The sequence below is a fragment of the Priestia sp. D3YE.R1 genome, from assembly GCF_049199565.1.
Lineage (GTDB): Bacteria > Bacillota > Bacilli > Bacillales > Bacillaceae_H > Priestia > Priestia aryabhattai.
Genome location: NZ_JBLTHW010000001.1, coordinates 1537887 through 1564546, shown reverse-complemented (window position 1 = coordinate 1564546; position 26660 = coordinate 1537887). Strand labels below are relative to the sequence as shown.

The window sequence follows — 26660 nt, the reverse complement described above, 5'->3', positions numbered from 1 at the left end:
CCAAAGGAGATTATGATGGAAAACTTAAATAGATATTTTGATTTATTCGATCAATCACGTACAAGCGAACAAGCGTTTGAAGAATTGGTGAGCCTTTTTTCAGACGATATCGTATTTGTCTTAAACGGCCACGAAAAGCAAGGCATTGAAAACTGGAAGCTGTTTGTGAAAATGGTTTTTAAAGAAAATGCTGATATTAAGCATATGTTCGAAGGCTGGAAAGCAGTTGAAGGTACGGACATGTTTGAAACGCCTTGGGCAGTGTGTGGAAAACGTGCATCTGGCGGCGTATTTACTCAAACGGGAAAAGATATTGCTAAGTTAGATAAAAACGGGAAGATCAGTTATTTAGAAAACGTACCTGATGACACAAACATGTTTGATACGTATAAAAATTAAGATGGAGAAAAGAAGGGCTGTATGGGCCCTTCTTTTTTTACGGAGCAAACCCCTCTTGAGAAAGGTAAATCATCGAAGAAGGATAAAATTTTTCAAAATAACGAATGGCTTTGATATGAATGTCTTTGTCATACCAGTCTAGGAAACCGTGCTGCTCAAATAGTTCCGGCATCCCTAGCCTTTTTGAGGTTTTCCCTAAGGAACCGTCTCCTAAGTACAAGGTATCAATACAAATTCGGTCCATCATTCCTTCTATTTCCCGAGGAAATTCAGGCGTGAAAGGAAGCATTGGAGCAATGGTTACTTGCGTTGAAATTCCGCTTTCTTTTACTTTTTTTAAAGCGTTCATACGAAGTTTCATCCCCGGAGCATAAGGAGAAAAAATTTGTTTTACATCTTCTCGGTCTGTTTCAACAGTCATCGATACGCGAAGATCACATACGTTTTGAAGCTGTAAAAGCAAATCAATATCTCTCGTCACAAGCGGCGATCTTGTTTGAATCAGTAAAAAATCAGGCGGATGATTGATCATCGTTTCTAAAAGAGCCCGAGTGATGCCTGCTTTACGCTCAGCCGGCTGATAGGGATCTGTCGCTGAAGACATAAAAATGCGCACCGGCTGCTCTTTTTTTCGCAGCTTTTGTATTTCTTTTTGATAGACTTCGGCTGCGTTGGCTTTCAACTCTAGCCATGTCCCCCACTCCATCTCTTTAAAACGCTGAATTGGCAGCTCTCGCACGTAGCAAAATTTGCAGGAAAATGCACATCCGGCATACGGATTTAAACTATGAGTATAACCCGATGCCAAAAAGCCGGTCGCTTTTGTTAAAATACTTTTCGAAATGACGTCTTTTTCGTTCATCTTTATCACCTCTTTGTTCAAAAATTATATCAAGCTTATAAATGAAAAAACTACTTTCCTGATGGAAAGTAGTCCTATATGTTTTCAACTCATCAACTTTGGTTTTCTTTCTTTTCGCTTGTCGTTTCAAGTAAAGAGGTTAAATATGAATTTAACTCAAATTGGTCCTTTTCAATAAAATCAGATAATACCGGCTGCTCTTCTTTTCTCATCTTTCTCCACTCCTTTTGTTTTTTATGTATGTGTTTTCATTCATCAATGGATAAAAGTAATGTACTTAACTCTACCCGTATCTAAACAAAAATAATCATGGTATTTTATACTATTTTTTAATTTATGTACGTTTTATTTGTATATTTTTTACAACATCACGCACATTAATAGCAAGATTAGCAAACGTATATATTTCACTACGCAACATGAGAGGATTTTCATCATGACGATTAACAAATCAAACGATTGTTCTAGTCTAGCTGAAGTAGTTGACCGAATTTTAGATAAAGGTGTAGTAATTGACGTATTCGCTCGTATTTCTGTGATTGGTATTGAATTAATCACCATTGAAGCTAGAATCGTGATTGCGAGCGTGGACACATGGCTGAGGTACGCTGAGGCCATTCGATTGCTTCATAACGAAAGAGAAGATTTCCTTTCTTCCAATAACAGCGGAAACAAACTTGAACAGTTAAACCTTTTGCAAGATTTAGATTTATAAACTTATAAAGGTGGATTAGAGAAGTGAAAGTAGCCGAAATCATGGAAGCCGTGACTGATTTTTTTAAAGAACACGTCGCTCCTCCTCATCGAATTATTTCGTATGAATCGATTCAAAATGGAGGATGGAAAATAACACTTGAAGCATTTGAAGAACAGGAGTATATGAGGCGCTATGCAAAAGATGAACTGCTTGGTATCTATGAAGTGCTGGTCAATAAGCAGCATAACATCACGTCTTTTTCACGCACCAGCCTGCGCTATCGAAGCTCTCCAGCAGAGAAGTAATCCTATTATTTTAATGGAAAGGAATGAAACAGAAATCGATGAGTGAAGCAACGGGCATTTATATTTTTTGCAGCATTCCCGCCACCGAGGCGCATACGTTTGGCAGCGTCACGATTGATCATCAAGAAAGAGCTACTTTTACCATTCATTACCGAGATGCAGCTATAGTGGCTGCTGCCTTTCCTCTTAAAATTTATCACCCTACAAAAGAGAATGTCACAGCGCACCAGCAGGTGATTTCCAAAGTAATGAATGAGCATGATTCGGTTATTCCAATCAGCTTTGGCAATGTGTTTCATAGTCAACAAGATGTTGAAATGCTGTTAGAAAACTTATATCCACAGTTCGCTTCCCTTTTCCCACAGTTAAAAGGAAAAATAGAAGTCGGACTAAAAGTAATTGGGAAAGCGGACTGGCTGAAACAAAAAGTGAATCAAGACTCTTCTTTGCAGCAAGTACGAAACCCGCGTTCTGCCAGTGCTGATTTTTATAAACAAATTGCGCACGGAGAAACAGCTCAGAAATTCTTTTTAAAGCTTCAGCACGACTGTAAAAAAGAGCTGTATCAACATTTAGAACCGATGGCTGAAGCGTCGAGACTCAATCCCCCTATTGTCGAAACGATGCTTTTGAATGCTTCTTTTTTAATTGACCGAGAAAAAGAAGCAGCGTTTGATGAACGTGTAAATGACCTGTATGAAAAATGGAAGCACAAAGCGGATTTTAAATATTCCGGACCGTGGGCTGCTTATAACTTTATCAATATTCAATTAAAAGTAGAAGAGAATGTATGATTCATAAACTGCTGCTGTCTCCTGTCACACTCATTGTAAAAGTCGGCCAGAAAATCAAGGAAGAAGCGGATAAAGAACTTTACGATGTCTCTTTTATTCAGCAAAAAATCGTTCATCTTCAAATGATGTATGAGCTTGGAGAGATACCAGAAGATGCATATATGGAAAAAGAAAAAGAACTGCTGCTGAGGTATGAAGCAGCAAAAGAATATGAATTAAAAAGATGGGAATCAATGACGAAGAAACAAAAGTGAGGTTAAATGATGGAAAAGCTCATTTATTTATATGGTCTAGTTCCAACCGAAGAAGCTAAGCAAATTTCCTTCCCCGCCCTTGAAGGCATGGACAAGAACAACCCTATCTATACTCTTTGCTTTGATGATATTACCGCATTTGTATGCGACTTGCCAAGCGATGAGTATTCAGAAGAAATGCTGAAAGAAAAGATCGAGCACGATATGAAATGGCTGCAGGCCAAAGCTGTGCATCACCATGAGACCCTTCTTTTCTTACAGAAGCACTACACGCTTCTTCCAATGAAATTCTGTACTGTCTATAAAAGCAAGGACAGCTGCCAAAAAAGTATTGTCGATAACAAAGAAAAAACCCTCTCTTCTCTTCAGCTTTTAAAAAAATCTGAAGAATGGAATATAAAAGTGTATGCCCATACGAATCATTTAAAGAGCTACCTCTTAACATACAATGAAACGATCCAAAAGAAAAAAGAAGAAATAAATACGATGCCTCCAGGCAGACAGTTTTTTGAACGTAAAAAGATAGAAAGGCTGATTGAAGAAGAAACAGAAAAAGAACAGCTTTCACTTTGTGATCACCTGCACAGTGAGATAAGTCCCTACGCCGCTTATCATAAAATCAAAAATAACTGGAGTCAAAAAATAACCGGCGACAGCTATAGCATGTGCTGGAACAGCATCTACCTTTTGTCCCAGAGCAATGTGGAATCGTTTCTAAAAGCCATTAGCAACAAGCAAACGCTTTACAAAAACATGGGACTAAACATTGAAGTAACAGGACCATGGCCTGCTTATCATATCGACACCCTGCGCTCGGAGAAAGATGCGGGATGACATCGCTGCGAAAACAAATGCTCGAGCAAAAAGACATTGCCCTCATTGATATATTAGATGTGATCCTCGATAAAGGAATTGCCATTAAAGGTGATTTATTGATTTCAATTGCCGGAATTGATTTAGTCTATCTTGATCTGCGCGTATTGATTTCTTCTGTAGAAACGCTGATAGGCTCGCATGATCGTCAAATCATTTCTTCTCAGCAGTTTGAACAGGAAACGGAGGCGTTGCGAAATGGAAAATAACCTCAAACGAAACGGTCGCATTGAGCTGAGTGCGGAAAATGCTGAACAAGGCCTAGCGCAGCTTGTATTAACCGTCATTGAATTACTGCGGCAGCTCATTGAAAAACATGCGATTCGCCGAGTGGACAGCGGAAACCTGACGGACGCTCAAATCGAAGATCTGGGCGTGGCGTTGATGAAGTTAGAGAACAAAATGGAGGAGCTAAAAACAGTGTTTAACTTTACAAATGAAGATTTAAATATTGATCTAGGTCCCCTAGGAAAAGTGTTATAACAAGGAGTGGAAAAATGGCGGCGGAACATAACGGGCAGCTGGGCACCATTGTAGAAGTATTGGAAAAAGTATTAGATAAAGGTCTTGTCATTGCTGGAGATATTAAAGTCCAAATTGCTGATGTTGAACTCTTAACAATAAAAATCCGGCTGCTTGTCGCTTCTATTGATAAAGCAAGAGAAATTGGCATGGACTGGTGGGAAACAGACCCTTACCTATGTTCAAAAGCAAATCAGTCTTATCAAAAACTCCAGGCGGAAAATGACAGTTTAACACAGCAAGTGGCATCTTTAACGCAACGAATTCAAGATGATTTGCTTTCGCTTGATTAACAGCTCACTTAATAGAAGGAGGAATAACAAACATGAATCCTGAACAAAAATCTACGCTGTCTCCTGTTTCACAAGAGCAGCAAATCCCCGATACTCAGCTAACGGAAAAAGAAGAGCGTATGCCGGAGTATACGCATACGTCACTTAATCCAGACTCATAGAACAAAAAGAGAAATGCCTCGGTATTTCTCTTTTTAATGTTTCTATACTTTTCTTCATTAATCATGACGTTGAGACAAATAAAGGTAAATATAATGAACATGGCGAATGAGTACCATTATCTATTAATGACAAAGGAGAACGAGCATGAAGAAAAAAGTGATGGGAGCAGTTTATGCTCTTTTAACGGTGTTCATTTTAGGTGCCTGCAGTACCGAAGACGTTGTGACAAATCATTCAAATCCAAAAGTTTCTGTTTTTACTACAGTTAAACCACTGACGAAAAAAGAATTTAGTGAAGTTGGAACATCAGGGTTAACAAGCCCTTCTAAAAAAGATTTTCACAAAGTACATATGACTCTTACTTTACACGGTACGGACTACCTGTCGGATATTCAAGTTAAGCTACCTAACTATAAAGAAGCTTTTAATAACATGAAAGACGATCAGCAAACAAGATATTGGTTTGGCAGCGGTTCAGATGAAGAGCAAGAAAACAAAAACATCTATACAAGGGAATTTGTCCTGTATACGAAAGGCTTAAACGACAAGCAAATCAAAGATATTTTAGCAGCAGCTAAGGTAAAGACGTCCTGGGTGGTAAAGGATACAAAAGCGAAAGATCAATCGGAATTTCCTGCTGGTAAAAACATAAAATTTGAAGCAAAATGAGAAATGCCCCAATTAGCAAAAGCCCCCTTTATTAAAAGAGGGCTTTCTCTTATTATATGAAAAACGATTACCTTGTCACCTGCAGCTCAATGTTTGGATTTGAGGCCAGACTTTCAAAGTGCAGCATATCTTCTAAGCTATCTACCCGTTATAAACGCTAGCGCATGTTCCAGGCTTTGGCTCATAGTAGCAATGATTTTTGTATTGACCAGAAGCGGGTTGACCGTACCAGGTTGGAGGGCATGGAGCGGATGGATTAAAGTACCACAGTGCATATTTCCCGGGATGTTCTCTCCAATAATCCAAATTCTTTTTGGCTAACCTTTTTTCAACACCTCTTGCTCTTTGATAAAATACGTTTCCTTTTTGAACAGCCTCGAACGAATAGTTGCCTCCCTGCACCTGATAAATAACTTGCGGAACGGATCTTAAATTCTTGAAATCTAAACAGTTTGCTTTAAGGCGATTTACAATGACATTTCCAACATACAGCATGCCTTGTTTTCCTTCGCCTTCAGCCTCTGCTCTCATCATCCTTGCCATTAAAGCAACGTCTGAATCTCGATAATTTACTCTTGGCATTTTTTCACCCCAAAAATATACTATGAGAAAAAGCTGGTCTTGATGTCACTGTCCCTAAAATAACAGTAGCTGGATGTTAAATACACGCTAAGCACACCGACACTACAGAAAGAGTTTCAATTACGAAGAGCTTATTATTTTTCATAATACAGCTGAGCGATTTGCCCGTACTGCTTCATATCGGTAAGCTTCAAGTGCATTTCTGGAATCCCTTGCTTAAACAGCGGAATACCAGCCCCAAGCAAAACGGGAATGACAGATATAATAAATTCATCCACCCTCTCTGCTGTTAAGAAATCAGCGAGAATATCAGCGCCTCCCACCAGCCATATTTTTTTCGTATCTTGACTGAGGTTGTTGAGAAATGACGCCACGCTTTCGTTTATAAACTCTGCATACGGACCTTTTCCTTGAGCTGAGCGGCTAAACACGTAGCACTTTTTATCGTGATAAGGAAAATCTGGTGTGAGCTTCAGCACGTGGTCGTACGTAGCCTTTCCCATAACGACCGCATCACACGTTTGATAAAACGCTTCGTAGCCATTGTCTCCCTCTCCTTCTACGCTTTCTAGCCAGTCAATCTCTCCGTTTTCTCTTGCAATATATCCATCTAAGCTTGCCGCAATATATACGACGATTTTTTTCTTCATTCCCTTTTCTCCTTTCAACTTTACTGTTTCTGTATGATATCATTTTAATACGACACTTTTTGTCATATTAAAAGAAAAAGGTGAAAATAAGTGGCTAAGTCTACACGACTTGTTGATATGCTCATGTTTATTAATACAAAAAGAACGTTTACGGCAAAAGAACTAGCAGAGGAATTTGGTCTTTCCGTGCGGACCGTTCAGCGCTATTTACTGGACTTAAGTGAATTAGGACTGCCTCTTTACAGTGAAAAAGGACGGGGCGGCGGCTACAAAGTATTAAAAAATCGTATTCTTCCTCCTATTTTATTTACGGAAGAAGAAGCTATTTCTATCTTTTTTGCTTATCAAGCTCTGCAGTATTATCATGACCTTCCGTTTGATGCAGAAATTCATGCGGCTCTTCAAAAATTTTATGTGTACCTGTCTGAGGAAACAAAGAAAAAAGTAGATAAAATGAGTGCTCATATTGCGTTTTGGAATCCTAAAAGAAAACTAGACACTCCTTATTTAAAAGAGCTGTTAGAAGCAAGCCTTGCAGGAAAATATATTGAATTTCTTTATGATTCAAAGGCGGGTCAAACAAGAAAAGAAGTCAAACCCCTTGGAATTTATGCTCATAACGGTTTATGGTACTGCCCTGCCTATTCCTACGATAAGCAAAAAGTATTATTGTTTCGAGCAGATCGTATTCACTCGTTAAAGGTTTTAGAAAAAGACGAAAAGATGTCTCTTACGTTAAAGGAATGGCTTGAAACAGAACCTGTAAACTCACAGCCGATTTCGTTAAAAGTAACCTTGACGCACGAAGGCGTTCGTCAGTGTAAGGGTGTTCCATGGCTTGAAAATCATGTGAAGGCGGCGCGGGATGGCGGTGGCTATATTGATACGATAACTGATGGTAATGAATTAAACTACATGGCTTCTTTTTTCTATACCTTAGGGGCTCATGCCCTTATTGAAGAACCTCAGGAGCTAATTGAAAAGATTTGCTCTCACGCAGAAGAAACGCTGAGGCGATATAAATGAGGTGGAGACAAAAGTAGTTTTTTAGGGAAGGAACGGTGAACTGAGACTCTTGATAGAGAATGAAATTCGTCCCGATTTTTTCATTATGTAGGTTTCATGTATATGGCTACTTCTAGCAGGTGATTGGAGGGCAAGACGAAGACTCCTGCGGGAAAAGCGGAACAGGTGAGACCCCACAGGAGCGCAAGCGACGAGGAGGCTCACCGGCCGCCCGCGGAAAGCGAAGTCTTGCACGGAAATCAACGGCGGTGTCACAAGAGATCCATACGAGTTCATTTCTCGTTTTTGTTCGTCTTTAGATGATATGGCTTTAGTTATGTCTCACTCTCGCTATAAAAAATAACCTCCGCTAAATAGCGGAGGTTATTTTTTATTTACCCAGCCCACACGTCTTTTGCGTATCGGCCCTTTTCTTCTAGCTGCTGCAGCCATAAGCGAGCGTCTGCTTCACTTACTTTATGAACATCAGCATAGCTTTTAATAAGCGTTGCTTCAACGTCAGGCGCCATTTGGCTTCCGTCTCCGCAAATATAGAAGTGCGCTCCTTGACCAAGAAGTTCAATCAATTTCGTACCGTCTTGTTCCATCAGGTGCTGAACGTATGTTTTCGGCTGATTTGGTACGCGTGAAAAAGCGGTATGAAGCGTAACGACACCTTCATTTTGTGCGTTTTCAAGCTCTTCTTGATACAGATAGTCTTCATGAGGTGAACGGCAGCCAAAGTATAAATGCGCTTCTCCAAGCGACTGTCCTTGTTCTTTTAACTGCTTGCGAGCCTGCACAAAGCCTCTAAACGGCGCGACGCCTGTTCCCGGTCCGACCATGATAATCGGTGTTTCAGAGTCTTTTGGCAGCGTAAAGCCTGATTGCGGTGTGGAAACAAAGCACGTAATCGTATCTCCTTCTTGCAGCTCGGCAAGATAGTTCGACGCAATTCCTTTATATTCTCCATATCCGCTCCACGCTTCTCCTGAAACAACGCTGACCGTGATGCTTGCTTGTTTTTCATCGACACGAGGTGATGAAGAAATTGAGTAATAGCGCGGACGCATGCTTGGAAGAAGAGCGATAAATTCGCTGAATTCCATTTCACACGCCGGGTATTTTTCAAGCAGTTCAAGCATTGTTAAGCGTTTTGCCAGTACTTGTTCTTTGTACGCTTGCTTTTCAAGCAAGGCTTCAAGCTCCACTTTATGCGGCGGGCAGACCGTTTTAGCAGCCATTGCGCGAAGCTGCGTGCGCGTAACAGGATCTTGAAGCTCTACATATTGCAGAAGCTCTTCTACTGATACTGTTTTGCCGAGTGGCAAATGCGCTAATTTTTCTTCTTCAGCTTCCAGGCGGATTTGCTGTGATGCATCTAGACCGAACCTTGCTGTTACACGGTTTACTATTCCTTCATAGTTGCGAGGAATAATACCTAAATGATCTCCTTCTTGATAAGAAGCTTCTTTTGGAAGTTCAATTTCAAGGTGTCGCGTGCTTCGTGCACTACCTGGCTGTTGAAGTTCTTTGCTTGCTACGACGTTTGCTGAAAACGCACCGTGCATTTTCGCAAGCGGCATGTCCGCAGCGCTGTCGACAAATTGAAGTGAAAGCGTAGATTGATTATCTTCACTATTTTCAATGTCGAGGTTAAAGTAGGCTGCTACGTCACTCCACATGTGTTCACGCCATTCTTCGTATGTGCCTTCAAAGTCGTCGCTTGCATCTGCTTCGCCGCGTTCAGCGATGTTTTCTGCCCCTTTAGCCGCAAGCGTTTCATCAATAAAAGCAGGCACTTTTTGATACGTAGTAGCCCAGTTTTTATCGCCGCATCCAAATACGGAGTAGCGAACGCCTTTGACTTCATCAGCAGACGCTTGGTCTAACCACTCGACAAACTGCTTTGCGTTATCAGGCGGATGTCCGTTATACGAAGCCGTTACAATTAACACAGCTCCTTCACGCGGAAGATTTCCTGCGTGGGAATCAAGCGTTGCGACTTGCGGTGCGAATCCTTTGCTCATCGCAATATCCGCTAAATCCCGCGCCGTTCCTTCGGCTGTTCCCATATTTGAACCGTATAGCACAAGCAGCGGCGTATTATGAGCGTTTTCTACGGTTTTGCGCTCTTTTTTAGCTGACTGCTCTCGGCTTGGTGAAGGAATGCCGCCAAGCGGAATTTGTTTCGATTTTGCTTTTACCACAAAGCCCTCAGGTTTTAACGTTAACGTTTCTTTAATATCTAGCTCGTAGTTTGTGTGATCTTCAAAATCAAAGTGTTTTAGCATCATACCAAGTACAAGCGTTGCTTCATGAAGAGCGAACTGCTGACCGATACACGCGCGCTGACCGTTTCCAAATGGTTTAAACGCATGCTGCGGAATCGCGCTTGGGTTTTCAAAACGCTCTGGGCGGAACTCTTCTACATCGTCTCCCCAAATTGTTTTATCACGGTGAAGCTGAGGAATCAGTACCATCAGTTCATCCCCTTTTTCTAACGGATATTCTCCTCCAAGCACCGTATCCTCTTTTGCATATAGAGAAAACGCAGGAGCCGTTGGCCACAAGCGCAGCGCTTCATTTAAGACCATGCCCACATATTTAAGCTGTTTGACTTGTTTGTAGCTTGGAACAGGATCTACTAGAACTCGCGCTGCTTCTGCTGCTGCTTTTTGTAATACATGTGGATTTTTCACTAAGAAATACAGCGCAAATGATAAAAGACCACTTGTTGTTTCGTGTCCCGCAATTAAGAAGGTAATAATTTGATAGCGAATGTTCTCGTCATCAAGCAGCTCACCTGTTTCTGGATCTTTCCCGTTTAGCATATGCGTTAACAAATCATCGCTTTGTTCACCGCTTGCTTTGCGATCTGCAATAATTTTATCCACAAGATCGTTCATCACCTTAATGTCGTCTTGAAACTGACGCTTATTTTCATCGTAAGCCGGGTCATCCGGATTTGCTCGCTGCAGCTTGTTCATCGCTTCATCCAGTGCACGGACCATGCTTGTAATAAACGGGTGCGGCTGATCGCGGTAAAAGCTGTTAAAGCGGTAATTAAAGCCGCAAAGACCGATTGTATCAAGCGTTAAGCGCGTCATATCTTCCGGTACTTCAATATGCTCATCTGCATTTAGACGCTCCCATTTTTGAATAAGCTGCACGGCGATATCGACCATCATCGCGTGGTAGCCTTTCATTGCTTGCTGACTGAAGCTTGGAAGTAAGATATTATGCGCTTTTTTCCAATTTTTTTCATGCGTCCAGCTTGTAAATAATCCGTCTCCTGCAAAATCACGTACAAATTTAAGCGCTTGACTTAAGTTTTTATCAAAGCGTGATTCATCGCATGCTTCTTTAATTAGACGCTGACTTGATAAGTAGCGCGTTACACGGCCAGGCGCTTCAAATTTAAAGATTTCTCCTAGTTCATCCGCAATTTTCATCAAAGCTTGAACTGGTTTATCTGTGTTTAATAGCGGTAAATTTTTAAGCTCTCCAAACGTTTTTGGCTGAGGCATTTCTTTAATTGTCATCATATCCCTCTTTCACTTGTTAAGTTTCATGATTGTCTGCTAAGTGCTGCCCACAGACTCTCTTCTACGCCGGCAAGAAGTTCATCAGTTAAAGATAAATAGTCATTTTCAATCATTTCATATACTTCCATAAAGCTTCCAAATAAAATAGCAATTAGCGCATTTTCAGGAAGGTTTCTAATAATGCCTTGCTTTTGTCCTTCTCTAAAGAATGTGCAAACAAATTCCACCAGCTTTTGATATGCTAAGCGGCTCTCTTCTGTTAAAAAAGCTCCTTGGCTATGAGTTTTAATAAAACCAAGAGCACGAGGATGATTTTTAGTGAATGTCACCATACCTTCAAAGATATGATGAAATCCATCTCGGTATCCATCTCTCTCGTTTGCCAGACCGCTTTCAATGCACTGTAAAAACTCGTTTACATGCTGTTGAAACAGTTCGTTTACAAGGCTTTCTTTATTTTTAAAATAGCGATAAATTGTTCCTGCTCCTACTTTGGCATTTTCTGCAATCATTGGCATCGTTGTTGCATCAAACCCTCTTTCTGCAAACAGCAGAAGCGAAGCAGAAAAAATCGCTTTTTGTTTTGTTGGAGTAGATTCCACTTTATCACCTCTTTCCAAAAACGGAATGAACGTTCATTCCGTTACAATTACAAGTATAAAAAACTGCATCTTAATAGTAAAAAGATAACTAGAAAAGTGGAAATAAAAGGTTCTTTTATTCTAATTTTATACCATTTAAAGGTAATTAACAGAGTCTTTCAGAATCTTTTGTGCTTACAGAAAATTAGTCCACTTATCCCCTCTATTAACATAAATTAACACAAACCTCAAAGACAGACGTTTAAGGGAAAAGTAAGGTGGAAATAGAAAAGTGTTACATAAGGCGTAAAGGAGGAAAAAAAATGAATCAAGCCAAAGTGATAGAATACGAGGAAATGCTTCGTTCAGCCATACTTTCTAGTAACGTAGAGCTGTTAGAAGAATTGCTTTCAAACGAGCTTATTTTTGTGAATCATCTGGGGCAACGGCTTTCAAAAGAGGAAGATATAGATACGTATCGTTCTAAAAGTCTTGATATAACAGGCATCGAAGTGTTGGAACAAGAAATTAAACTGTTTCAAGAACTTGCCGTTACGGTTACAAAGGTAGCGGTAAATGGATCGCTGGCAACCGGTGAAGCCCTTGGAGGCGAATACAGCTATACGCGAATTTGGAAAGATGTTGGAGGAAAATTAAAGGTTGTTTCTTGTCACTGCAGCTCTAGCGTATAATCAACGCTGCCACAACAAAAAACATCCCTCCTTTTATTCTCATTTGCCAAGGGGGATGTTTTTTGGCTAGTTAAAAGATTTTTTTACTGTCTCTGTCATCTTTTAAAATCTCCACCGCCTCACGGAACCGCTGTGAATGAACAATCTCTCTTTCTCGTAAAAATCGTAAGCTGTCGTTTAAATCGGGATCATCTGATATATCAATTAACCATTGATATGTAGCTCTTGCTTTTTCTTCTGCCGCTATGTCTTCATAAAGATCTGCAATCGGGTCTCCTTTTGCCTGGATATACGTAGCTGTAAACGGAACGCCAGCAGCATTATTATAATAAAGTGCACTATCATGGTTCACATAGTGTTCTGTCAATCCCGCTGCCTTCAGCTGCTCCGGCGTAGCATCTTTTGTTAGCTTATAAATCATCGTCGCAATCATTTCAAGATGTGCAAACTCTTCTGTACCAATATCGTTTAACAGTCCAACAACTTTATCGGGAATTGTATAGCGCTGATTCAAATACCGAAGTGCTGCTGCCAGCTCTCCGTCCGCTCCCCCGTACTGTTCCATTAAATATTTGGCAAGCGTTGGATTACACGTGCTTACTTTCACTGGATACTGCAATTTCTTTTCATACACCCACATATAGTTCCCGCCTTTATCTGCTTATATTTGCCATGGCCAAGGGCTTGTTCCCCAGCTCCACTTTCCGTCGGTATAGCTGTTTCCATATTGCTGGAGCGGCCCGTACTTTGTTTCAAAGTTTCTTTTTAACTGCATAGCCTGCTGCGCGTATTCGTTAAACTGCTGCATAGCCTGCTGGTCATTCGGATGGGTATCTAAATACAGCGTTAATTCTACTAATGCAAAATCGATCGCCTGTATTTCTTCTAAATCCTGATAGTACTCCGGAGGTAGTTTTTTCATTCTTCATCCCTCTTCTTATCTTTGTATGGATTTTCATAGTAGTCCCAAAAAGCCGGCCACAGCGTTCCTTTTTTTAGCGCTTCTTTCGGTGTAAACTGCTGCAGATTCGGGGGCTGAAATCCCATGTATAATTGAGGCGGCGTAGAATAATATTTAACTCCTATCGGCCGGCACGGATCATAGATACCGTGGAAAGGTTGATAGGTCTTAACCGGTGTAAACATCTTTTTTGGATTGTTATCCATGAGAAGTCCTCCTCTAAAAACACACTCTGTTTTATCCTATTCAGCTGTTATCGAGTTCATGAAGGAATTTATTTCCGACTTAGGAACCAAACTTTTCTTCATAAAAAAGACCTATGTAAAAAACGTGATAGTTGCCCAATCCCTTTAGGCAGCTTTCTCATACTTTATAAAATAGTGATAAAAAAATAGAGGTGATTAAAAATTGGACATTAATTACATGGATTTTTATTCTTACCCCGCAAGATTTCCTGGACTTCAGCTCCCGCCCGGTCCACCTAGGCCACCAGGCGGTTTACCTACACCTAACCCGCAGCAAGCTCCAACTTCTCCTCCGCCGGCATTTATTCCAGCTCAACAAACAGCAACTCCATTTGCTGTTGACCCAGGAGCCATTTCTCTATGTCTCTTCCGCAATACGTTCATATGGCTTAGAAACGGCTCTAGCTTCTGGTATTTTCCTATTTTTGTAGGACCGCGATCGGTTACAGGATTTAGATGGAACGGACGTTTTTGGACCATTTTTGGTGTCGATACACGACAAATTGTTTCGTTTACGTGTTTTCAAACGTAAAAAAAGCCTTATTTTTCAATAAGGCTTTTTTGCTTGCTAACTATTACTACACTATTGTTTTTATTCCAAAACCAATCAGCAGCACTCCGCTGCATCGTTGAAAAGCTTTTTGGAATAACGGTTTTTTAAGCCACCTTTTCACGTAATCTATTACATACACCAAAATTAAAAACCACCCTACCGCTATGAGCGTCAAAATAAAACCAAGTATAAGCAGCTGTTGATTTGTGTCTGCATCCAAGTTAATAAACTGTGGCATAAACGTAATATAAACCAATACCGTTTTAGGATTAAGAAAATTACTAAGAGCCCCTTGCATGTATGATTCTTTATAGCAGCGATTAGATGAAGACTTTACAGTTTTCGTTTCTTCTGAAATGGCCTCCAATGAGAGGGTGTTTTTTGTCAGAAATATTCTGATGCCTAAGTAAAATAAGTACGCTGCCCCTATGTATTTAATGATGTTAAACAGGTACACCGACTGCGCAATAGCAACAGACAAGCCAAGCACAGCAATGAACGTCCAAAACGTGAGGCCTGTAGCCATGCCAAGTATGGTAAAACGTCCCGCTTTTGCTCCGTGATGAAGCGTATTTTTCATGATAAGAACTGTATCAGCACCAGGTATCATCGACATAACCAGCGCCATCAGCATGTAAGCTGCTAAATGATCCACAGTATTTCTCTCCCTTTTAAGCTATTACTAGCATCCTGTTTTCTTTTCACTTTCAAATATTTTCATGTATTGTTTTGGCGTTAACCCAACCTGACTTTTAAAAAACCGAGTCAAATGGCTTTGATCACTGAATCCCGTTAAAAAAGATACGTCAATCGGTTTTTTTCCTTGCTCTAGCAGCTTTTTAGCCTGATTGATTCGTATTGTTTCCAAGTAGCTGTATGGCGAGATTCCTTTTTGCTTTATAAAAGAGCGCAGCAGCCGGTATTTGCTCCATCCAATTAGCTGACTTAACTCATCCAGCGTGATCTTGTTTGTATAGTTGTCTTCCAAATAGCTGCAGATCGTTGTGATTTCATGAGACGTGTCAACGGCTGATGAAAGAAAAGAAAGATTTGAATGATCCTGCATGAGTTCTTCTAGCAAATATAAAAATAACTCTTCTTTCTTAAACTCACGTTCACCATTTAAAATTTGCAAATGAAGCTCTTTTAAACTAGAGACAGCATCACTTCTTTGCACCACGCTGCTGTTAAAATGCGGAAGACTTTCACTGCCGTTAATGTCAAAAACAGCTTTTTTCATCACTTCTGACATCACATTAATACAGCGATAATCAAGCGTTTTGCCGTCTATTTGTTCACAGCTATGGACATCATACGGATTAAACAGCAGCAAATCTCCTGGATTAATAATGTATTCTTTGCCTTGGCAAATTAAATGACGCTGGCCTTCTTCAATAAATCCAATCACATAATACTCGTGAAAATGAGCAGGAAACTTTTGCATAATTCCTTTAAAACGATAAGCTTCAATATGTAAATCGGCGTCAACGTGCGCCGTGCGAATTTCTTTTGTCATCAATCGACCCCTCCTTGTCACATACTAAGCTTTTTAACCATACCATTCACTCGAACATTTTTCTTGTATGATATTGCAGATGAGACTTTTTTCCATTATTTTTATCCGTTTAGCTACGGGTGGTACTAATCACTCTTAAGAGTGATTTCTCTTCTTTCCTCTAGTAATTTTCCGCTCAAATGATAAAATATAGACACATTTTATGGACGAAAGAAGGGGTACCGTGAAATATAGACAAATTAAATGGCTGATTTTGCTTCTTCCAACTCTGACCATCGCGCTTTGGGAGTATGTTCGCCATGCCTTTTTGCTCCCTTACATCTCAATGGATATGGGAAATGTTCTTTCTCCACTGCTTGTCTTTTTTGTCACGCTTGTGTTTGTCCGCTATTTATTTTCTATTTTAGAAAAAATACAAGAAGAACTAAGGCAAGAAAAAGAAAACAAAGCAGCGCTTATTGAACGTGAAAAATTAGCTCGTGAACTGCATGACGGCATTGCGCAGTCGCTGTTTCTCCTGTCTGTTAAAATGAACAAGTTCGGAAGAAAAAACAGCTTAGAGCAGGATCCCGATTTTATCCGAATGAAGCAAACCCTGCAGCATGTTCACGACGATACGCGCCAAGCGATTACAAATTTAAAGCATTCTCCTTCAGACTCTTCAGAAAGCTGGACTGAAAGCATCCATCAATACGTCGATGATTTAACACATACTCATTTACTAGATGTAAATTTAGATTGGAGACTGTCAGAAACAACGCTGTCGAGAAAAGAAAAAAATGAGCTGTTTGCCTGTGTGAAAGAAGCTGCTATGAACGTCATTAAACATGCAAAAACAAATAAAATCTGGATTAGAGCCAGTGAAACAGCAGGCGGATGGATTTGTGAAATTACAGATTTCGGTATAGGTTTCACCTCTGAATCTCTCAAGGCTGGTCTTGGCCTGCAAATTATGAAAGATCGTGCTAAAGATATGAACTGGGACTTTTCCATTCAGCGAAAACAGAACCAGACCATTGTTAGTATTAAAAAGGAGGTTACGTAAATGCAGCCGTTTCGTATTTTGATTGTAGATGATCACGCTCACGCAAGAGAAGGCATTCGCGATATTTTAGAAGAATATGAAGATTTTATTATTGTTGGCGAAGGAACCAACGGGCAAGAAGCCATTGAACTGACCGGAAAATTAATGCCCGATATCGTTTTAATGGATATAGGAATGCCTGTGATGGACGGTTTAGAGGCAACAAAACAAATTAAGCTTCAGTTTCCATACGTTAAAATTGTTGTCATCACGGTTTCAGACGATATTACGGATTTATTTGATGCGCTGAAAAAAGGCGCACAGGGCTATTTGTTAAAAAACCTGCAGTCTGAAGTGTGGTACGACTATTTGCGTGCATTCGCTTTAGACGAAGTTCCTATGTCAAAAGAAATTGCGTTTCAAATTTTAAAAGAGTTTCCTCAGGAAACGTCTATTACAAAACCCGATACTCCCCTTTCTGCACGAGAGCTTGAAGTACTTCAATTAGTGGCTAAAGGACTGTCGAACCGCGATATCTCCGCGCAGTTATTTATTTCTGAACACACGGTAAAAAGCCATTTAAAAAACATTTTAAGCAAGCTTCATTTAGAAAATCGCGTGCAGCTGACAAGCTATGCGTTTCAAAATGGCTTAATGAACTAACAGCTTTCACGAGCTGTTTTTTTATTAGCCCCTTCCTCTTATAAGCCCCAACAATCACTCTCAGGGGTGATGGCTAATTCTCCCTTTCCTTCTATAATAAAAGCACGTTAGTTAGTAAAAAGGAGGAAAAGAGAAAAATGATGCAGGAAAAGCGCGAAGAATCAGCGAGTACAGCTAAAAAAAGCACGGCGCGTTCTCAAGGTCTATACAAAGCCATATGGCGCTGGCATTTTTATGCAGGTTTAGTGTTTACTCCGTTTCTTCTTATATTAGCTGTTACTGGCGGGATGTATTTATTCAAGCCTCAAATTGAAGAAAGACTGTATCACGACTTGTATCATGTACAAGCTCAGTCACAGTCCGTATCCCCTTCAGCACAAGTACAGGCTGTAAAGGAAAAATATCCAGACGCTGATGTGATGACTTATAAGCCCAGTGAGCGCTCTACTTGTTCTTCAGAAGTAGGAATTTCATTAAAAGACAGTACATATACGATTTTTGTTAACCCTCACAATGGTCACATCATAGGGAAATTAGATGATTCGAGTCGCTTGATGAATCAAATTGAAGAGTTCCACGGAGAGCTGATGGCAGGAACAGCCGGTGATCGTATCGTAGAACTTGCGGCCTGCTGGGCAATTGTCTTAATTGTAACCGGTGCTTTTTTATGGTGGCCGCGTAAAAAAGACAAAATAAAAGGCGTGCTGATTCCTCGTTTTTCAAAAGGTAAAAACGTACTGATGCGCGACCTTCATGCAGTACCGGCCTTCTGGATTTCAGCCGGGATGCTTGTTCTTGTACTAACGGGACTTCCGTGGTCAGGACTATGGGGCAATGCGTTTCAGCAAATCGCCACAAACGCAGGCGTTGGATACCCTCCGTCTATTTGGGTAGGCAGTGCTCCTACTTCAACCGTGCAAACAAAAGATGTAGCGGACGTACCTTGGGGAGCTGAAACGTTAGAAGTGCCAAGCTCCACAGCTTCGCACTATACAAAAGTATCGCTTGATGACATTGTCACGATTGCAAGAGAACAGCATATTCACGACGGCTACACCATTTCCATTCCACAAGAGCCTCAAGGCGTGTATACGCTTTCTGTTTTTTCACCAAGAGCTCAGGATGAAGCAACTATTCACCTTGATCAATACACCGGAGCTGTGGTAGCCGATTATCGGTACGACAACTATGGATTTATGGGCAAATTGATTGCGCTTGGTATTACGCTTCATAAAGGCACACAGTTTGGATTTATCAATCAGCTTATAGGGCTTATTATTTGTATCGGAATTGCTGGTATCGCTATCAGCGGGGCCTTACTGTGGTGGAAACGGAAGCCTGCTAAAAATATGGGGGCTCCAAAAGTTCCTGAAGGAAATACAATGCGAATTGTGACGTGTATAATCGTCGTGTTTGGTATCCTCTTTCCTTTAGTCGGACTGTCCTTAGTTATCGTGTGGCTTTTAGATTTCTTTGTTATCAAACGAATTCCAGCATTGAAGCGGTTTTTAAACGCATGATTTATGAAACGATGTGAGGTGCAGTAACAATGAACAAATGGAAAATACCCGGATTGGTCATACTCAGTACGCTTGTACTTTCCGCGTGCTCTGTAAACAGTAACGCAGACCAGCTCTACAAGCAGCCAAAGCCTCTGTCTGCGCATGTGATGCTTCCTGAAAATATAGAGCCACAGAGCACACAGGTACTAGAAGTGCACGTAATGCAAGAAAATAAAACGGTGGATGATGCCAAAATCGTTCAGTTTAAAGTGTGGAAAAAAGATGCTCCCGGTAAAGTTGAAACAGCAAAGGCACATTATGACGGCAGTATGTATAAAGCAAAAGCAACCTTTAAAGAGGATGGTATTTACTATATTAAAACCGATATTAATGCCCGCGGTGAGCACATCCTTCCTACTCAGCAAGTCGCAGTAGGCAAATTATCGAAAGAAGAGTTACGTTCACTGCAGCCAGCTGAAAATGAAACGCATCATCATCACTCTCATCATTAGACATAAGCTCACGTTTAGCGGCTGAACGTGAGCTTATATTTCTCTTATGAATTCTAGCTAGTTCCATTATATGTTTTTACATTTTTTTCTTATTACTTTAAAATAAAAGTGATAAACGTTTTATAAAGGAGTTTTACAGATTGAAAAAAATTGTTTCTGGTATTTTAATTTTAGTATTAGCCGTTATTGTTATGATTGAAGGAAATCCGTTAGAGCAGAACTCTTCAACGAATACCTCCTACGATGAAGTAATTACCTTCCCTGCTGATCGTTACCCTGAAACTGCAGCGCACATTCAACATGCAATCGATAAAGGAAAATCGGCTGTTTGTACAATCGACCGAGACGGTGCTGAAGAAAACCGCCGTGAATCTTTAAAAGGCATTCCGACTAAAAGCGGCTACGATCGAGATGAGTTTCCGATGGCCTTTTGTGAAGAAGGCGGAAACGGTGCAGATATTGAATATGTAAAGCCTTCAGACAACCGAGGCGCCGGGTCTTGGATCTCACATCAAGTGGATGAGTTTCCAGACGGCACGAAGGTTTTAATTGAAGTGAAGTAAAAAGAATGGTCATCGCGACCGTTCTTTTTTTTATGTTGAGAGCCTGTATAAGAAAAAGAATAAAAAAAGAAAAATTGCTCTTGCCTAAAGATACTCTTCACTTTTAAAATAAAAACGTGTGTGTTACATATATGCATCATCGTTTTATAGGAGGAATGAGTTTCTTGGACAATCTATGGCAGCAGTTACTTCCTGCCTCATGGCAATTAACTTTATTTATTTTCTTTTTTGTCTATATCTTGCGCTGCAAACAAGAGAATAAATTCAGCATGCAGCTTCACGTGCTGCTTAAGTTTCTTTATGCCGTTATTTTGATTTTAAATGCGGTGTTGTTTTTAGTGGAAAGTCAGCGCGATTTTCTTTTTTATGCAACGCTTTTCATGAGTATCCTGACAATTATTTTGATGGAGTTCACGCTTTCTGCAAAAAACAGAACGAGCTTGATTTTATTTCAGCCGTTTCTTGCTGTGTTCTTCCGATTTTTATTTCTTTACTTGAACTTAGTTAATGAACCAAAGGCCTCTGGTGATTCAGAGGCCTTTTTGATGTTATTGATCTTTGTTGTTACGGTCCATCATATCTTTTGGATCTTCTACAATATCTTCTGGATCACGGTTGTTGTCTTTTTCATCATCTCGATACATCTTGTCATTTTTATCTACGCCAGGTACGTTATTGTTGTTGTTCATATTGTCTAAGCCCGTGTTTACAAACGCCACGTATACTTTGTCGATTTTACTATCTGCTTCTCTTACGCGGTCCGCAATTTTTTGTTCAAAATCAGTTGAAACTTCATGATAAGTATCCCCGTTATACGTTACGGTGTTTACCTTGCCGTTATCATTGTTGTCCGCTGCGTCATTTCCAGCTAAGTCTACCGTTACATAGGCGTTATTATTATCGCGAAGCACATATGCATCGTCAACTTCCTTCATATCTTCTACATTTTGCGCTGCTTCAACTGACTTGGTCGGCTGATCAGTGTTATCCATTGGGATATTGTTATCAACCCCGTCGTTTGTAGAAGTGTTGCGTAAGTCATTTTGAGTATTGTCCATTGCGTTATTGTCTTTATTTCCTCCACATGCAGCTAAGCCTGAAAGAAAAAGAACTGAAGAAGCAATGATAAGCCCTTTTTTCATTTTTTCCATCTCCTTAAATATAGTTTGCAGTCGTATTATGCTTAATTTTTGCAAAACTATTCAAAGGAGACGAAGAAGTGAGTACCTTTTTTCTCACTATACTTAACGCTGCTAGCAATACGATAGGGAACATTTCAAGATTGCAGATGTGACTTATTCACCTAACAGCTTTCGGACAGCTATTGACAGCGTATTGATATGACGTTCTACGTTTGCCTCTTCTGCAACTTGTTTCTGTTCATCGACGTTGTAAACCGGCGCTGGATTTTGTGTAATTCCGTTGACGGTTGTAGCCATAAAAGCTAGCAGGTCATCTGCTGGTACAGCCGGAGAAAAATTCTTTACTTCTATTTGTTCCGTAATAAAGTCGTGAAGCTTTTTTTGAATATATTTAAGGTTTGATACTTCAACTAGCTGATCTTCAATTTTCATAAAACGCTGAGGGTCTTTTGAATACAACGCTACTATTTCAAAGTAAATTTCTCCTCCTGCTGTCATCGATTCTTGGATATGCTCTCCAATATACATAATGAAATCATGTAACATTTCAAAAGGATCTTTCTTTGTCTGAAGCAGGGCTTCAATTTTATCTTTTACTTTATAGCTGACGCTTTCTTGATTAAGAAGTCCGACAAATACTTCATCAAGGTTTGAAAAATATTTGTACACGCCTCCTTGACTCATTCCAGCTTCCAAAACGATATCTCGCATGGCTACATCATGCACCGGTTTGCTCTTGCATACTCTTTTGGCTGCTTCTAAAATCTCTTGCTTCTTTTTTTCAGCGTATCCTTCCCTTACTTTTGGCATTTTTTTCACGCTCGCTTACTTTTTATTTATTCCCGAATGTCTCGAGTGTATTAATAATCACCTGAGCTGCTTTTTCGGCTCCTTGTTCAGCTCGGATTTGTTTTCCGATTTCTTGTGCTTTGGATTGAATTTCATTAACTTGCGTATAGGAAATAGCTGCGGATAATTTTTCAGCCGTCAATTCTTTTCTAGGAATGGCTTTTGCTCCAGCTCCTAGCTCATGAATTTTTCTTCCCCAAGCGAATTGGTCATTTCCATAAGGAATAATAACACTTGGAACCCCAGCTCGAAGGCCTTCGGCTATTGTTCCCGCTCCTCCATGATGAACAACGGCAGACATTTTAGGAAACAGCCACTCATGAGGGATATCTTTTACAAATAAAATGTCTTCTGTTATCTCCCTCGTGTGATTCATTCCACTTCCTCCTATATTGATGATACCTCGTTTCCCGGCAAGTTTTAAGGCTTTAATCACTAAAGCAGTCGTTTCGTCTGCGTTTTTTTTATCCCCAACACTGCCAAATCCAATGTAAACCGGTGGTTCTCCATCCTTTAAAAATCTTTCCAGCTTCTCTTCCGGCTCATAGCTATGGTCACTGTCCATAAACCAATTTCCGTAGGAATGAACGTGTTCAGGCCAATCTTTAGATACGGAAAATACGGCGGGACTTGATGAAATAATAGTTGGGTTAGCTGCTGTACGCTGCTTTGGGTACGGACATAAAAAATCTTCAGGTCCTTCTCCATGCTGCTGAACCCAATATTTTTTTAAAGGACCACTTACTACTTTCCAAAATCCCCATTCAAAAATGCGATGCGTCAGCTTATTGTATATTTTTCCAAATCGTGGTCGATCATAAAAAATTAAAGCTGGATAGTCTTTTGTTGGTGTCATTGGAAAAGGGCTGGCTAAGATACTTGGTATATTCATCTCTTTAGCAGCAAAGTAACCAATTGCCGCACCTGGATGATATACAATTGCATCGGCTCCTTTGCATGCTTTGTGCAAATCTTCTTGTATATTAATCATCATACCCATCATCTTTTCATTTTTTAAGCTTGAAAAAAATTTGAGAGGATTGTCTGCATTAATTGCGTCGTCTGCTGCTCCGCTCTCTATAATTTTAGAAACATCTCCTCGAAGCATGGCATATTCAAACCCGTACGATTCTATGAAGTTTTGGTAAGCTTCTGAAGCGGCAATCCGTACATGGTATCCTTTCTTTTTTAGCTCTAATCCTAAAGCCATAAAAGGCTGGGTGTCTCCTCGAGTTCCTGTTGTTAACATCGTAATAAGCATCATTTCAGCCTCCTTATATTAAAACGACAACTATGTCGTTTTAATATAATGTACCCTTCTCAGGTTAATTCGTCAATAAAAAAACGACAATATTGTCGTTTTTTTATTGACGTATTAACCTGAGAAGGGGACATTATATTAAAACGACAACTATGTCGTGTTAATATAATGTACCCTTCTCTGGTTATTTCGTCAATAAAAAAACGACAATATTGTCGTTTTTGTTACTATCCTTTATTTTCCTAAGGCTCTTTTCGTAAAGTTACATAGTTGAATTTGCTTGTCTTAAGTCCAAAAACGTGACATAGATGTCTTTAATCATTGAGAAACCGCCTCCTGAAAGAGCATTCTAAAGATAACCCCCTCTTTATAAAGAATGAAAAAAGATGCTTCGGGTTTTAAACGAAGCATCTTTTACCTATTAGAGCTATGAATAGTTACCTATTTTTCAAGTTAAACTGCTCGTGAGGCAGCTAATTTCTCAATTGGGACTTGTTCAATGTCTGCTGCTGATATAGTCAGCAACTTTTCTAAAACAGCCGTTATGCCCTCATTTGTTTCATTACTTTTTTTGCAGTCATTAATATGCTGGTTTAATTGCTTTTTATAAGCCTCGGTATGAATGAGCCACTGACTTAACAGCTCTTTTGTTGCCGGTTTTTCGTCTTCGCTTTTAGCTCCAAATAAGCTCTCCATATCAGGTTCTTGAATAATTAGCTTACTAAAATCTTCGCTTGCTGCAAGCCAAAAATAGTTTTCTTCGTACTCGTAATATCTGTGTTCTTTTATTGAACTACCCCCACTTAGCAAGCTTAAAGTAGGAGATTCCTAAAATCTCCAAAGACTTAGGAACCCTTCCCGTTCAACGGAGTCGGTTAGCCATACAAATTACAGAAGTATCCTTTCGGGACAACCACACATACAGCTCTTTCTATGTAAGCAAGCGCTTGTAGCAAGTACACCAACCTTCATTGGTATGGAATGGTTTGAACATTCTTGTAATGCACCCAAACCTTAGAAAATCGCTATCTGCTCCGGTAGCGTTAGTAAGTATTTGGTACAAGAAGTTCAAGGTATATATTACTTATGCAAAAGCTTTCTTTAAATGTTTACTTTCTTTTTCTGTTAATTCTTTATGTGTAAGATTGATGTTACCAGATGGTTTATTTACATCGAACAAATGATAAATTTGATAGAATTGTATGAAAGTAAAAATGTACATAATGTTTACATATGTGTCAGTGAAAATATCAAAAGATGGAAGTAATATGGAAGCTCAGCTAATGAAGACGTTTGAAGACTTATCTGTTTTTTTACATAGAAAAAACGTAAAACCATTTAAGGGAGAAAGGAAGTTTGACCTCTTTCTTTTAAGCTGCACACACGCCTTTAATACGTAGCTACAGCAAGAAGTGTAAGCATCATATAGAGGTTAAAGACAGCCAGTAAAACAAGAACGGTATAGACTAGTTTTTTACCTGTTTTGCCTAAAAAGTAGATGTTTATTAAACTAAAATACACGCCTGCTGCGCCTAGTGTAAATGCAAGAAATTCCTTGCACTCACTGGGCTTCATTTGAAAATCTGGATTATAATAAATTTCGAGATTATTACTAATAGCGAACGGAACAGTCCACCATCTGATTAAAACCCCTATAAACATAAATATTCCGATTACATTTAGCGTAAATCGCAGCGTTCTCTCCTTTTTCACGCTTCTTTTTGTAGATTCTTTAAAGTTTAGCCGCATGTATTTCCCCCCTGATGTTTTTAACACAGTAACTGTTTGGAGAAGATCTATATAAACGTTCCTTCTTTTAATTTTATACACGCTAGATCTCACAAATGACATGATTGAACATAAGAAAAGCTTCTTCCATTCAAAAAGGAAGAAGCTTTAAATAATTAGACAATGTATATTAGCGCTCTAATTTATCTCTGTGTTCTTTCATAATAAAATCTTTTACTGCGATGACTTTCCCATTCCCTTCGCAGCATTCCCATTTTGATGCTGTCAAAACGTTCACTGTTTACGATACGTGCTTCTCTGATTCTCGCCTCTTCTTTCATGCCTATTTTTGCAGCTGTTTTTATCATTCTGATGTTTCCTGACCACGTGGACATACCGAGTCTATGTAAATGTGTAGACTCAAATAAAAAATCAATCCACATGCGGTAAGCTTCCGTTCCGTATCCTCCGCTCCAATAATTTGAGTCGTAAATGACAATTCCAGTTTCCAGCCAGTTTGTTTGCTTGTCCAACCAGTAACAGCTTACGGTTCCCACCGCTTTTTTATCAATGATGACCGCAAGGAGTCGAGGAACGCCTGGAAAAAGCTCATGCTCTTTGTCCAGTAAATTCATATATTCTTTTTTCGTAAGCTTTTCTTCTGTTATATAAGGAGCGTTCCACTTTTTTGCTTCTTGTTTTTTTTCTTCGTATTTCCAATAATAAAGTTCATTAATATCTTCCTCTGTCGCTTCTCTTAGCAACACTTTTTCTCCTATTAGTTTCACCATCAAAGATCTCACTCCTTGATTTATTAAATTCTAGGAAATTAAAACGAATATGAATACACAGGTGTACAAGCATACCTTTAAATAACGAATAAAATATAACAACTATGACGAAAGGAGTGAATCCTATAAAAAAATATTATTGCTACTACAATTCAGCAGATGACAAATATTATGTAGAAAGCGATTATTCCTTTAAAAAGCGTCCCCACAAGAAAAAAACATGCTGTGTAACTATTAATTATTATACAAATATTGCATATGAAGGCGGACAAATTGCTATAAACGGCGGGCAAAATGCATCTCAAGGTGGACAAATTGCCAAAAATGGCGGGCAAAATGCGAATCAAGAAGGACAAATCGCAGGAAAGTGCGGGCGAAATAAGCTAATTGAATTTAATTTTACTAATGATAATGAAGAGTAATTCATCCTGTACTACGTGTAAAACACCGAGAAGAATATAT

37 protein-coding genes and 1 pseudogene are annotated in these 26660 nt (G+C 39.6%); 22 read left to right on the top strand and 16 right to left on the bottom strand.

The window, feature by feature from the left end; all coding sequences use genetic code 11:
* Nucleotides 1-15 precede the first annotated feature (15 nt).
* On the top strand, nucleotides 16-399 hold the full coding sequence (locus ACOZIR_RS08365) for a nuclear transport factor 2 family protein (RefSeq protein WP_310877885.1): 384 nt from the start codon (nucleotides 16-18) through the stop codon (nucleotides 397-399).
* A 37-nt stretch (nucleotides 400-436) separates the two neighbouring features.
* On the opposite strand, the gene ACOZIR_RS08360 is transcribed toward ACOZIR_RS08365, so the two are convergent.
* Nucleotides 437-1261, bottom strand: a complete 825-nt coding sequence (locus ACOZIR_RS08360; protein WP_310877886.1) for a radical SAM protein — start codon at nucleotides 1259-1261, stop codon at nucleotides 437-439.
* Between the two features lie 436 nt (nucleotides 1262-1697).
* Between ACOZIR_RS08360 and gvpA the strand changes: the two genes are divergently transcribed.
* The 10 genes from gvpA to ACOZIR_RS08310 all read left to right on the top strand — a co-directional run bounded on the left by gvpA (nucleotide 1698) and on the right by ACOZIR_RS08310 (nucleotide 5830).
* Entirely contained in the window at nucleotides 1698-1976 is a 279-nt protein-coding gene (gene gvpA, locus ACOZIR_RS08355; RefSeq protein ID WP_029714942.1) for a gas vesicle structural protein GvpA, read from the top strand.
* A 23-nt stretch (nucleotides 1977-1999) separates the two neighbouring features.
* Nucleotides 2000-2263: a gas vesicle protein GvpO gene (locus ACOZIR_RS08350; protein WP_029714943.1), complete on the top strand. Its 264-nt coding sequence runs from the start codon at nucleotides 2000-2002 to the stop codon at nucleotides 2261-2263.
* 23 nt (nucleotides 2264-2286) lie between these two features.
* A complete protein-coding gene (locus ACOZIR_RS08345) occupies nucleotides 2287-3057 on the top strand; it encodes a GvpL/GvpF family gas vesicle protein (RefSeq protein WP_045294231.1) in 771 nt (256 codons plus the stop codon).
* Complete coding sequence (locus ACOZIR_RS08340) at nucleotides 3054-3311, top strand: gas vesicle protein GvpG (protein ID WP_014459264.1); 258 nt, start codon at nucleotides 3054-3056, stop codon at nucleotides 3309-3311. Before ACOZIR_RS08345 ends, ACOZIR_RS08340 begins: the two co-directional genes overlap by 4 nt.
* Nucleotides 3312-3320: 9 nt before the next feature.
* On the top strand, nucleotides 3321-4145 hold the full coding sequence (locus ACOZIR_RS08335; protein WP_045294314.1) for a GvpL/GvpF family gas vesicle protein: 825 nt from the start codon (nucleotides 3321-3323) through the stop codon (nucleotides 4143-4145).
* Nucleotides 4142-4393 (top strand): gas vesicle protein, encoded by a 252-nt coding sequence (locus ACOZIR_RS08330; RefSeq protein ID WP_045294233.1) that lies wholly within the window; start codon nucleotides 4142-4144, stop codon nucleotides 4391-4393. The genes ACOZIR_RS08335 and ACOZIR_RS08330 overlap by 4 nt, the downstream gene beginning before the upstream one ends.
* Nucleotides 4383-4667: a gas vesicle protein K gene (locus ACOZIR_RS08325; protein WP_045294235.1), complete on the top strand. Its 285-nt coding sequence runs from the start codon at nucleotides 4383-4385 to the stop codon at nucleotides 4665-4667. Before ACOZIR_RS08330 ends, ACOZIR_RS08325 begins: the two co-directional genes overlap by 11 nt.
* 14 nt (nucleotides 4668-4681) lie before the next feature.
* The gene (locus ACOZIR_RS08320) at nucleotides 4682-4999 is read left to right on the top strand and encodes a gas vesicle protein (RefSeq protein ID WP_013057928.1); all 318 of its coding nucleotides are present in this window, start codon (nucleotides 4682-4684) and stop codon (nucleotides 4997-4999) included.
* Between the two features lie 32 nt (nucleotides 5000-5031).
* Nucleotides 5032-5160 carry a hypothetical protein gene (locus ACOZIR_RS08315; protein ID WP_256972393.1) on the top strand — a complete coding sequence of 43 codons (129 nt, stop codon included), beginning with the start codon at nucleotides 5032-5034 and terminating at the stop codon, nucleotides 5158-5160.
* Between the two features lie 145 nt (nucleotides 5161-5305).
* On the top strand, nucleotides 5306-5830 hold the full coding sequence (locus ACOZIR_RS08310; protein ID WP_045294237.1) for a hypothetical protein: 525 nt from the start codon (nucleotides 5306-5308) through the stop codon (nucleotides 5828-5830).
* A 141-nt stretch (nucleotides 5831-5971) separates the two neighbouring features.
* On the opposite strand, the gene ACOZIR_RS08305 is transcribed toward ACOZIR_RS08310, so the two are convergent.
* Both ACOZIR_RS08305 and ACOZIR_RS08300 read right to left on the bottom strand, forming a co-directional pair.
* Complete coding sequence (locus ACOZIR_RS08305) at nucleotides 5972-6412, bottom strand: cell wall hydrolase (protein ID WP_013083968.1); 441 nt, start codon at nucleotides 6410-6412, stop codon at nucleotides 5972-5974.
* A 134-nt stretch (nucleotides 6413-6546) separates the two neighbouring features.
* Nucleotides 6547-7062 (bottom strand): dihydrofolate reductase family protein, encoded by a 516-nt coding sequence (locus tag ACOZIR_RS08300; protein ID WP_310877888.1) that lies wholly within the window; start codon nucleotides 7060-7062, stop codon nucleotides 6547-6549.
* A gap of 90 nt (nucleotides 7063-7152) precedes the next feature.
* On the opposite strand from ACOZIR_RS08300, the gene ACOZIR_RS08295 reads away from it, so the two are divergent.
* Together ACOZIR_RS08295 and ACOZIR_RS08290 are read left to right on the top strand one after the other, a co-directional pair.
* A complete protein-coding gene (locus ACOZIR_RS08295) occupies nucleotides 7153-8088 on the top strand; it encodes a helix-turn-helix transcriptional regulator (RefSeq protein WP_045294240.1) in 936 nt (311 codons plus the stop codon).
* Nucleotides 8089-8207: 119 nt separating this feature from the next.
* Nucleotides 8208-8387: a hypothetical protein gene (locus ACOZIR_RS08290; protein WP_310877889.1), complete on the top strand. Its 180-nt coding sequence runs from the start codon at nucleotides 8208-8210 to the stop codon at nucleotides 8385-8387.
* A gap of 75 nt (nucleotides 8388-8462) precedes the next feature.
* On the opposite strand, the gene ACOZIR_RS08285 is transcribed toward ACOZIR_RS08290, so the two are convergent.
* Together ACOZIR_RS08285 and ACOZIR_RS08280 are read right to left on the bottom strand one after the other, a co-directional pair.
* On the bottom strand, nucleotides 8463-11612 hold the full coding sequence (locus ACOZIR_RS08285) for a bifunctional cytochrome P450/NADPH--P450 reductase (RefSeq protein ID WP_310877890.1): 3150 nt from the start codon (nucleotides 11610-11612) through the stop codon (nucleotides 8463-8465).
* Between the two features lie 26 nt (nucleotides 11613-11638).
* Nucleotides 11639-12217: a TetR/AcrR family transcriptional regulator gene (locus tag ACOZIR_RS08280; protein WP_045294244.1), complete on the bottom strand. Its 579-nt coding sequence runs from the start codon at nucleotides 12215-12217 to the stop codon at nucleotides 11639-11641.
* Nucleotides 12218-12519: 302 nt separating this feature from the next.
* Between ACOZIR_RS08280 and ACOZIR_RS08275 the strand changes: the two genes are divergently transcribed.
* Complete coding sequence (locus ACOZIR_RS08275) at nucleotides 12520-12888, top strand: nuclear transport factor 2 family protein (protein ID WP_071272898.1); 369 nt, start codon at nucleotides 12520-12522, stop codon at nucleotides 12886-12888.
* 70 nt (nucleotides 12889-12958) lie between these two features.
* Here ACOZIR_RS08275 and cotJC read toward each other — a convergent pair whose 3' ends face one another.
* From cotJC to ACOZIR_RS08260, 3 genes are read right to left on the bottom strand one after another with little or no spacing between them, the layout of a single operon-like run.
* On the bottom strand, nucleotides 12959-13528 hold the full coding sequence (gene cotJC / locus ACOZIR_RS08270) for a spore coat protein CotJC (protein ID WP_045294248.1): 570 nt from the start codon (nucleotides 13526-13528) through the stop codon (nucleotides 12959-12961).
* A gap of 21 nt (nucleotides 13529-13549) precedes the next feature.
* Nucleotides 13550-13810 carry a spore coat protein CotJB gene (locus ACOZIR_RS08265; RefSeq protein WP_025751042.1) on the bottom strand — a complete coding sequence of 87 codons (261 nt, stop codon included), beginning with the start codon at nucleotides 13808-13810 and terminating at the stop codon, nucleotides 13550-13552.
* Entirely contained in the window at nucleotides 13807-14055 is a 249-nt protein-coding gene (locus tag ACOZIR_RS08260) for a spore coat associated protein CotJA (RefSeq protein ID WP_310877891.1), read from the bottom strand. Before ACOZIR_RS08260 ends, ACOZIR_RS08265 begins: the two co-directional genes overlap by 4 nt.
* A 217-nt stretch (nucleotides 14056-14272) precedes the next feature.
* On the opposite strand from ACOZIR_RS08260, the gene ACOZIR_RS08255 reads away from it, so the two are divergent.
* Nucleotides 14273-14626: a transporter gene (locus tag ACOZIR_RS08255; RefSeq protein WP_310877985.1), complete on the top strand. Its 354-nt coding sequence runs from the start codon at nucleotides 14273-14275 to the stop codon at nucleotides 14624-14626.
* A 46-nt stretch (nucleotides 14627-14672) separates the two neighbouring features.
* On the opposite strand, the gene ACOZIR_RS08250 is transcribed toward ACOZIR_RS08255, so the two are convergent.
* Both ACOZIR_RS08250 and ACOZIR_RS08245 read right to left on the bottom strand, forming a co-directional pair.
* Nucleotides 14673-15302, bottom strand: a complete 630-nt coding sequence (locus ACOZIR_RS08250; RefSeq protein WP_310877892.1) for a LysE family translocator — start codon at nucleotides 15300-15302, stop codon at nucleotides 14673-14675.
* A gap of 27 nt (nucleotides 15303-15329) precedes the next feature.
* The gene (locus ACOZIR_RS08245) at nucleotides 15330-16163 is read right to left on the bottom strand and encodes an AraC family transcriptional regulator (protein ID WP_310877893.1); all 834 of its coding nucleotides are present in this window, start codon (nucleotides 16161-16163) and stop codon (nucleotides 15330-15332) included.
* Nucleotides 16164-16386: 223 nt separating this feature from the next.
* On the opposite strand from ACOZIR_RS08245, the gene ACOZIR_RS08240 reads away from it, so the two are divergent.
* From ACOZIR_RS08240 to ACOZIR_RS08215, 6 genes and pseudogenes are all read left to right on the top strand, one after another.
* The gene (locus tag ACOZIR_RS08240; RefSeq protein WP_045294255.1) at nucleotides 16387-17208 is read left to right on the top strand and encodes a sensor histidine kinase; all 822 of its coding nucleotides are present in this window, start codon (nucleotides 16387-16389) and stop codon (nucleotides 17206-17208) included.
* Entirely contained in the window at nucleotides 17209-17850 is a 642-nt protein-coding gene (locus tag ACOZIR_RS08235; protein ID WP_045294257.1) for a response regulator, read from the top strand.
* Nucleotides 17851-17987: 137 nt separating this feature from the next.
* The gene (locus ACOZIR_RS08230) at nucleotides 17988-19370 is read left to right on the top strand and encodes a PepSY domain-containing protein (RefSeq protein ID WP_310877894.1); all 1383 of its coding nucleotides are present in this window, start codon (nucleotides 17988-17990) and stop codon (nucleotides 19368-19370) included.
* A gap of 29 nt (nucleotides 19371-19399) precedes the next feature.
* Nucleotides 19400-19864: a FixH family protein gene (locus ACOZIR_RS08225; protein WP_045294261.1), complete on the top strand. Its 465-nt coding sequence runs from the start codon at nucleotides 19400-19402 to the stop codon at nucleotides 19862-19864.
* A 140-nt stretch (nucleotides 19865-20004) separates the two neighbouring features.
* The gene (locus ACOZIR_RS08220; RefSeq protein ID WP_013083984.1) at nucleotides 20005-20427 is read left to right on the top strand and encodes a NucA/NucB deoxyribonuclease domain-containing protein; all 423 of its coding nucleotides are present in this window, start codon (nucleotides 20005-20007) and stop codon (nucleotides 20425-20427) included.
* Nucleotides 20428-20558: 131 nt separating this feature from the next.
* Nucleotides 20559-20813 (top strand): annotated as a pseudogene (locus ACOZIR_RS08215) (hypothetical protein); the annotation flags it as partial.
* Nucleotides 20814-20975: 162 nt separating this feature from the next.
* Here the strand turns inward: ACOZIR_RS08215 and ACOZIR_RS08210 are convergent.
* The 6 genes from ACOZIR_RS08210 to ACOZIR_RS08185 all read right to left on the bottom strand — a co-directional run bounded on the left by ACOZIR_RS08210 (nucleotide 20976) and on the right by ACOZIR_RS08185 (nucleotide 26198).
* On the bottom strand, nucleotides 20976-21569 hold the full coding sequence (locus tag ACOZIR_RS08210) for a hypothetical protein (protein ID WP_028409296.1): 594 nt from the start codon (nucleotides 21567-21569) through the stop codon (nucleotides 20976-20978).
* 153 nt (nucleotides 21570-21722) lie between these two features.
* The gene (locus ACOZIR_RS08205) at nucleotides 21723-22379 is read right to left on the bottom strand and encodes a TetR/AcrR family transcriptional regulator (protein ID WP_045294315.1); all 657 of its coding nucleotides are present in this window, start codon (nucleotides 22377-22379) and stop codon (nucleotides 21723-21725) included.
* 22 nt (nucleotides 22380-22401) lie between these two features.
* Nucleotides 22402-23682, bottom strand: a complete 1281-nt coding sequence (locus ACOZIR_RS08200) for a glycosyltransferase (RefSeq protein WP_421535549.1) — start codon at nucleotides 23680-23682, stop codon at nucleotides 22402-22404.
* A gap of 450 nt (nucleotides 23683-24132) precedes the next feature.
* Entirely contained in the window at nucleotides 24133-24489 is a 357-nt protein-coding gene (locus ACOZIR_RS08195; protein WP_237758538.1) for a hypothetical protein, read from the bottom strand.
* A gap of 579 nt (nucleotides 24490-25068) precedes the next feature.
* A complete protein-coding gene (locus tag ACOZIR_RS08190; protein ID WP_045294267.1) occupies nucleotides 25069-25428 on the bottom strand; it encodes a hypothetical protein in 360 nt (119 codons plus the stop codon).
* Nucleotides 25429-25610: 182 nt separating this feature from the next.
* Nucleotides 25611-26198, bottom strand: coding sequence for a GNAT family N-acetyltransferase (locus ACOZIR_RS08185; protein WP_045294269.1), 588 nt, complete (start codon nucleotides 26196-26198; stop codon nucleotides 25611-25613).
* Nucleotides 26199-26314: 116 nt separating this feature from the next.
* On the opposite strand from ACOZIR_RS08185, the gene ACOZIR_RS08180 reads away from it, so the two are divergent.
* Nucleotides 26315-26620 (top strand): hypothetical protein, encoded by a 306-nt coding sequence (locus tag ACOZIR_RS08180; protein WP_237758539.1) that lies wholly within the window; start codon nucleotides 26315-26317, stop codon nucleotides 26618-26620.
* The last annotated feature ends 40 nt before the right edge of the window (nucleotides 26621-26660 follow it).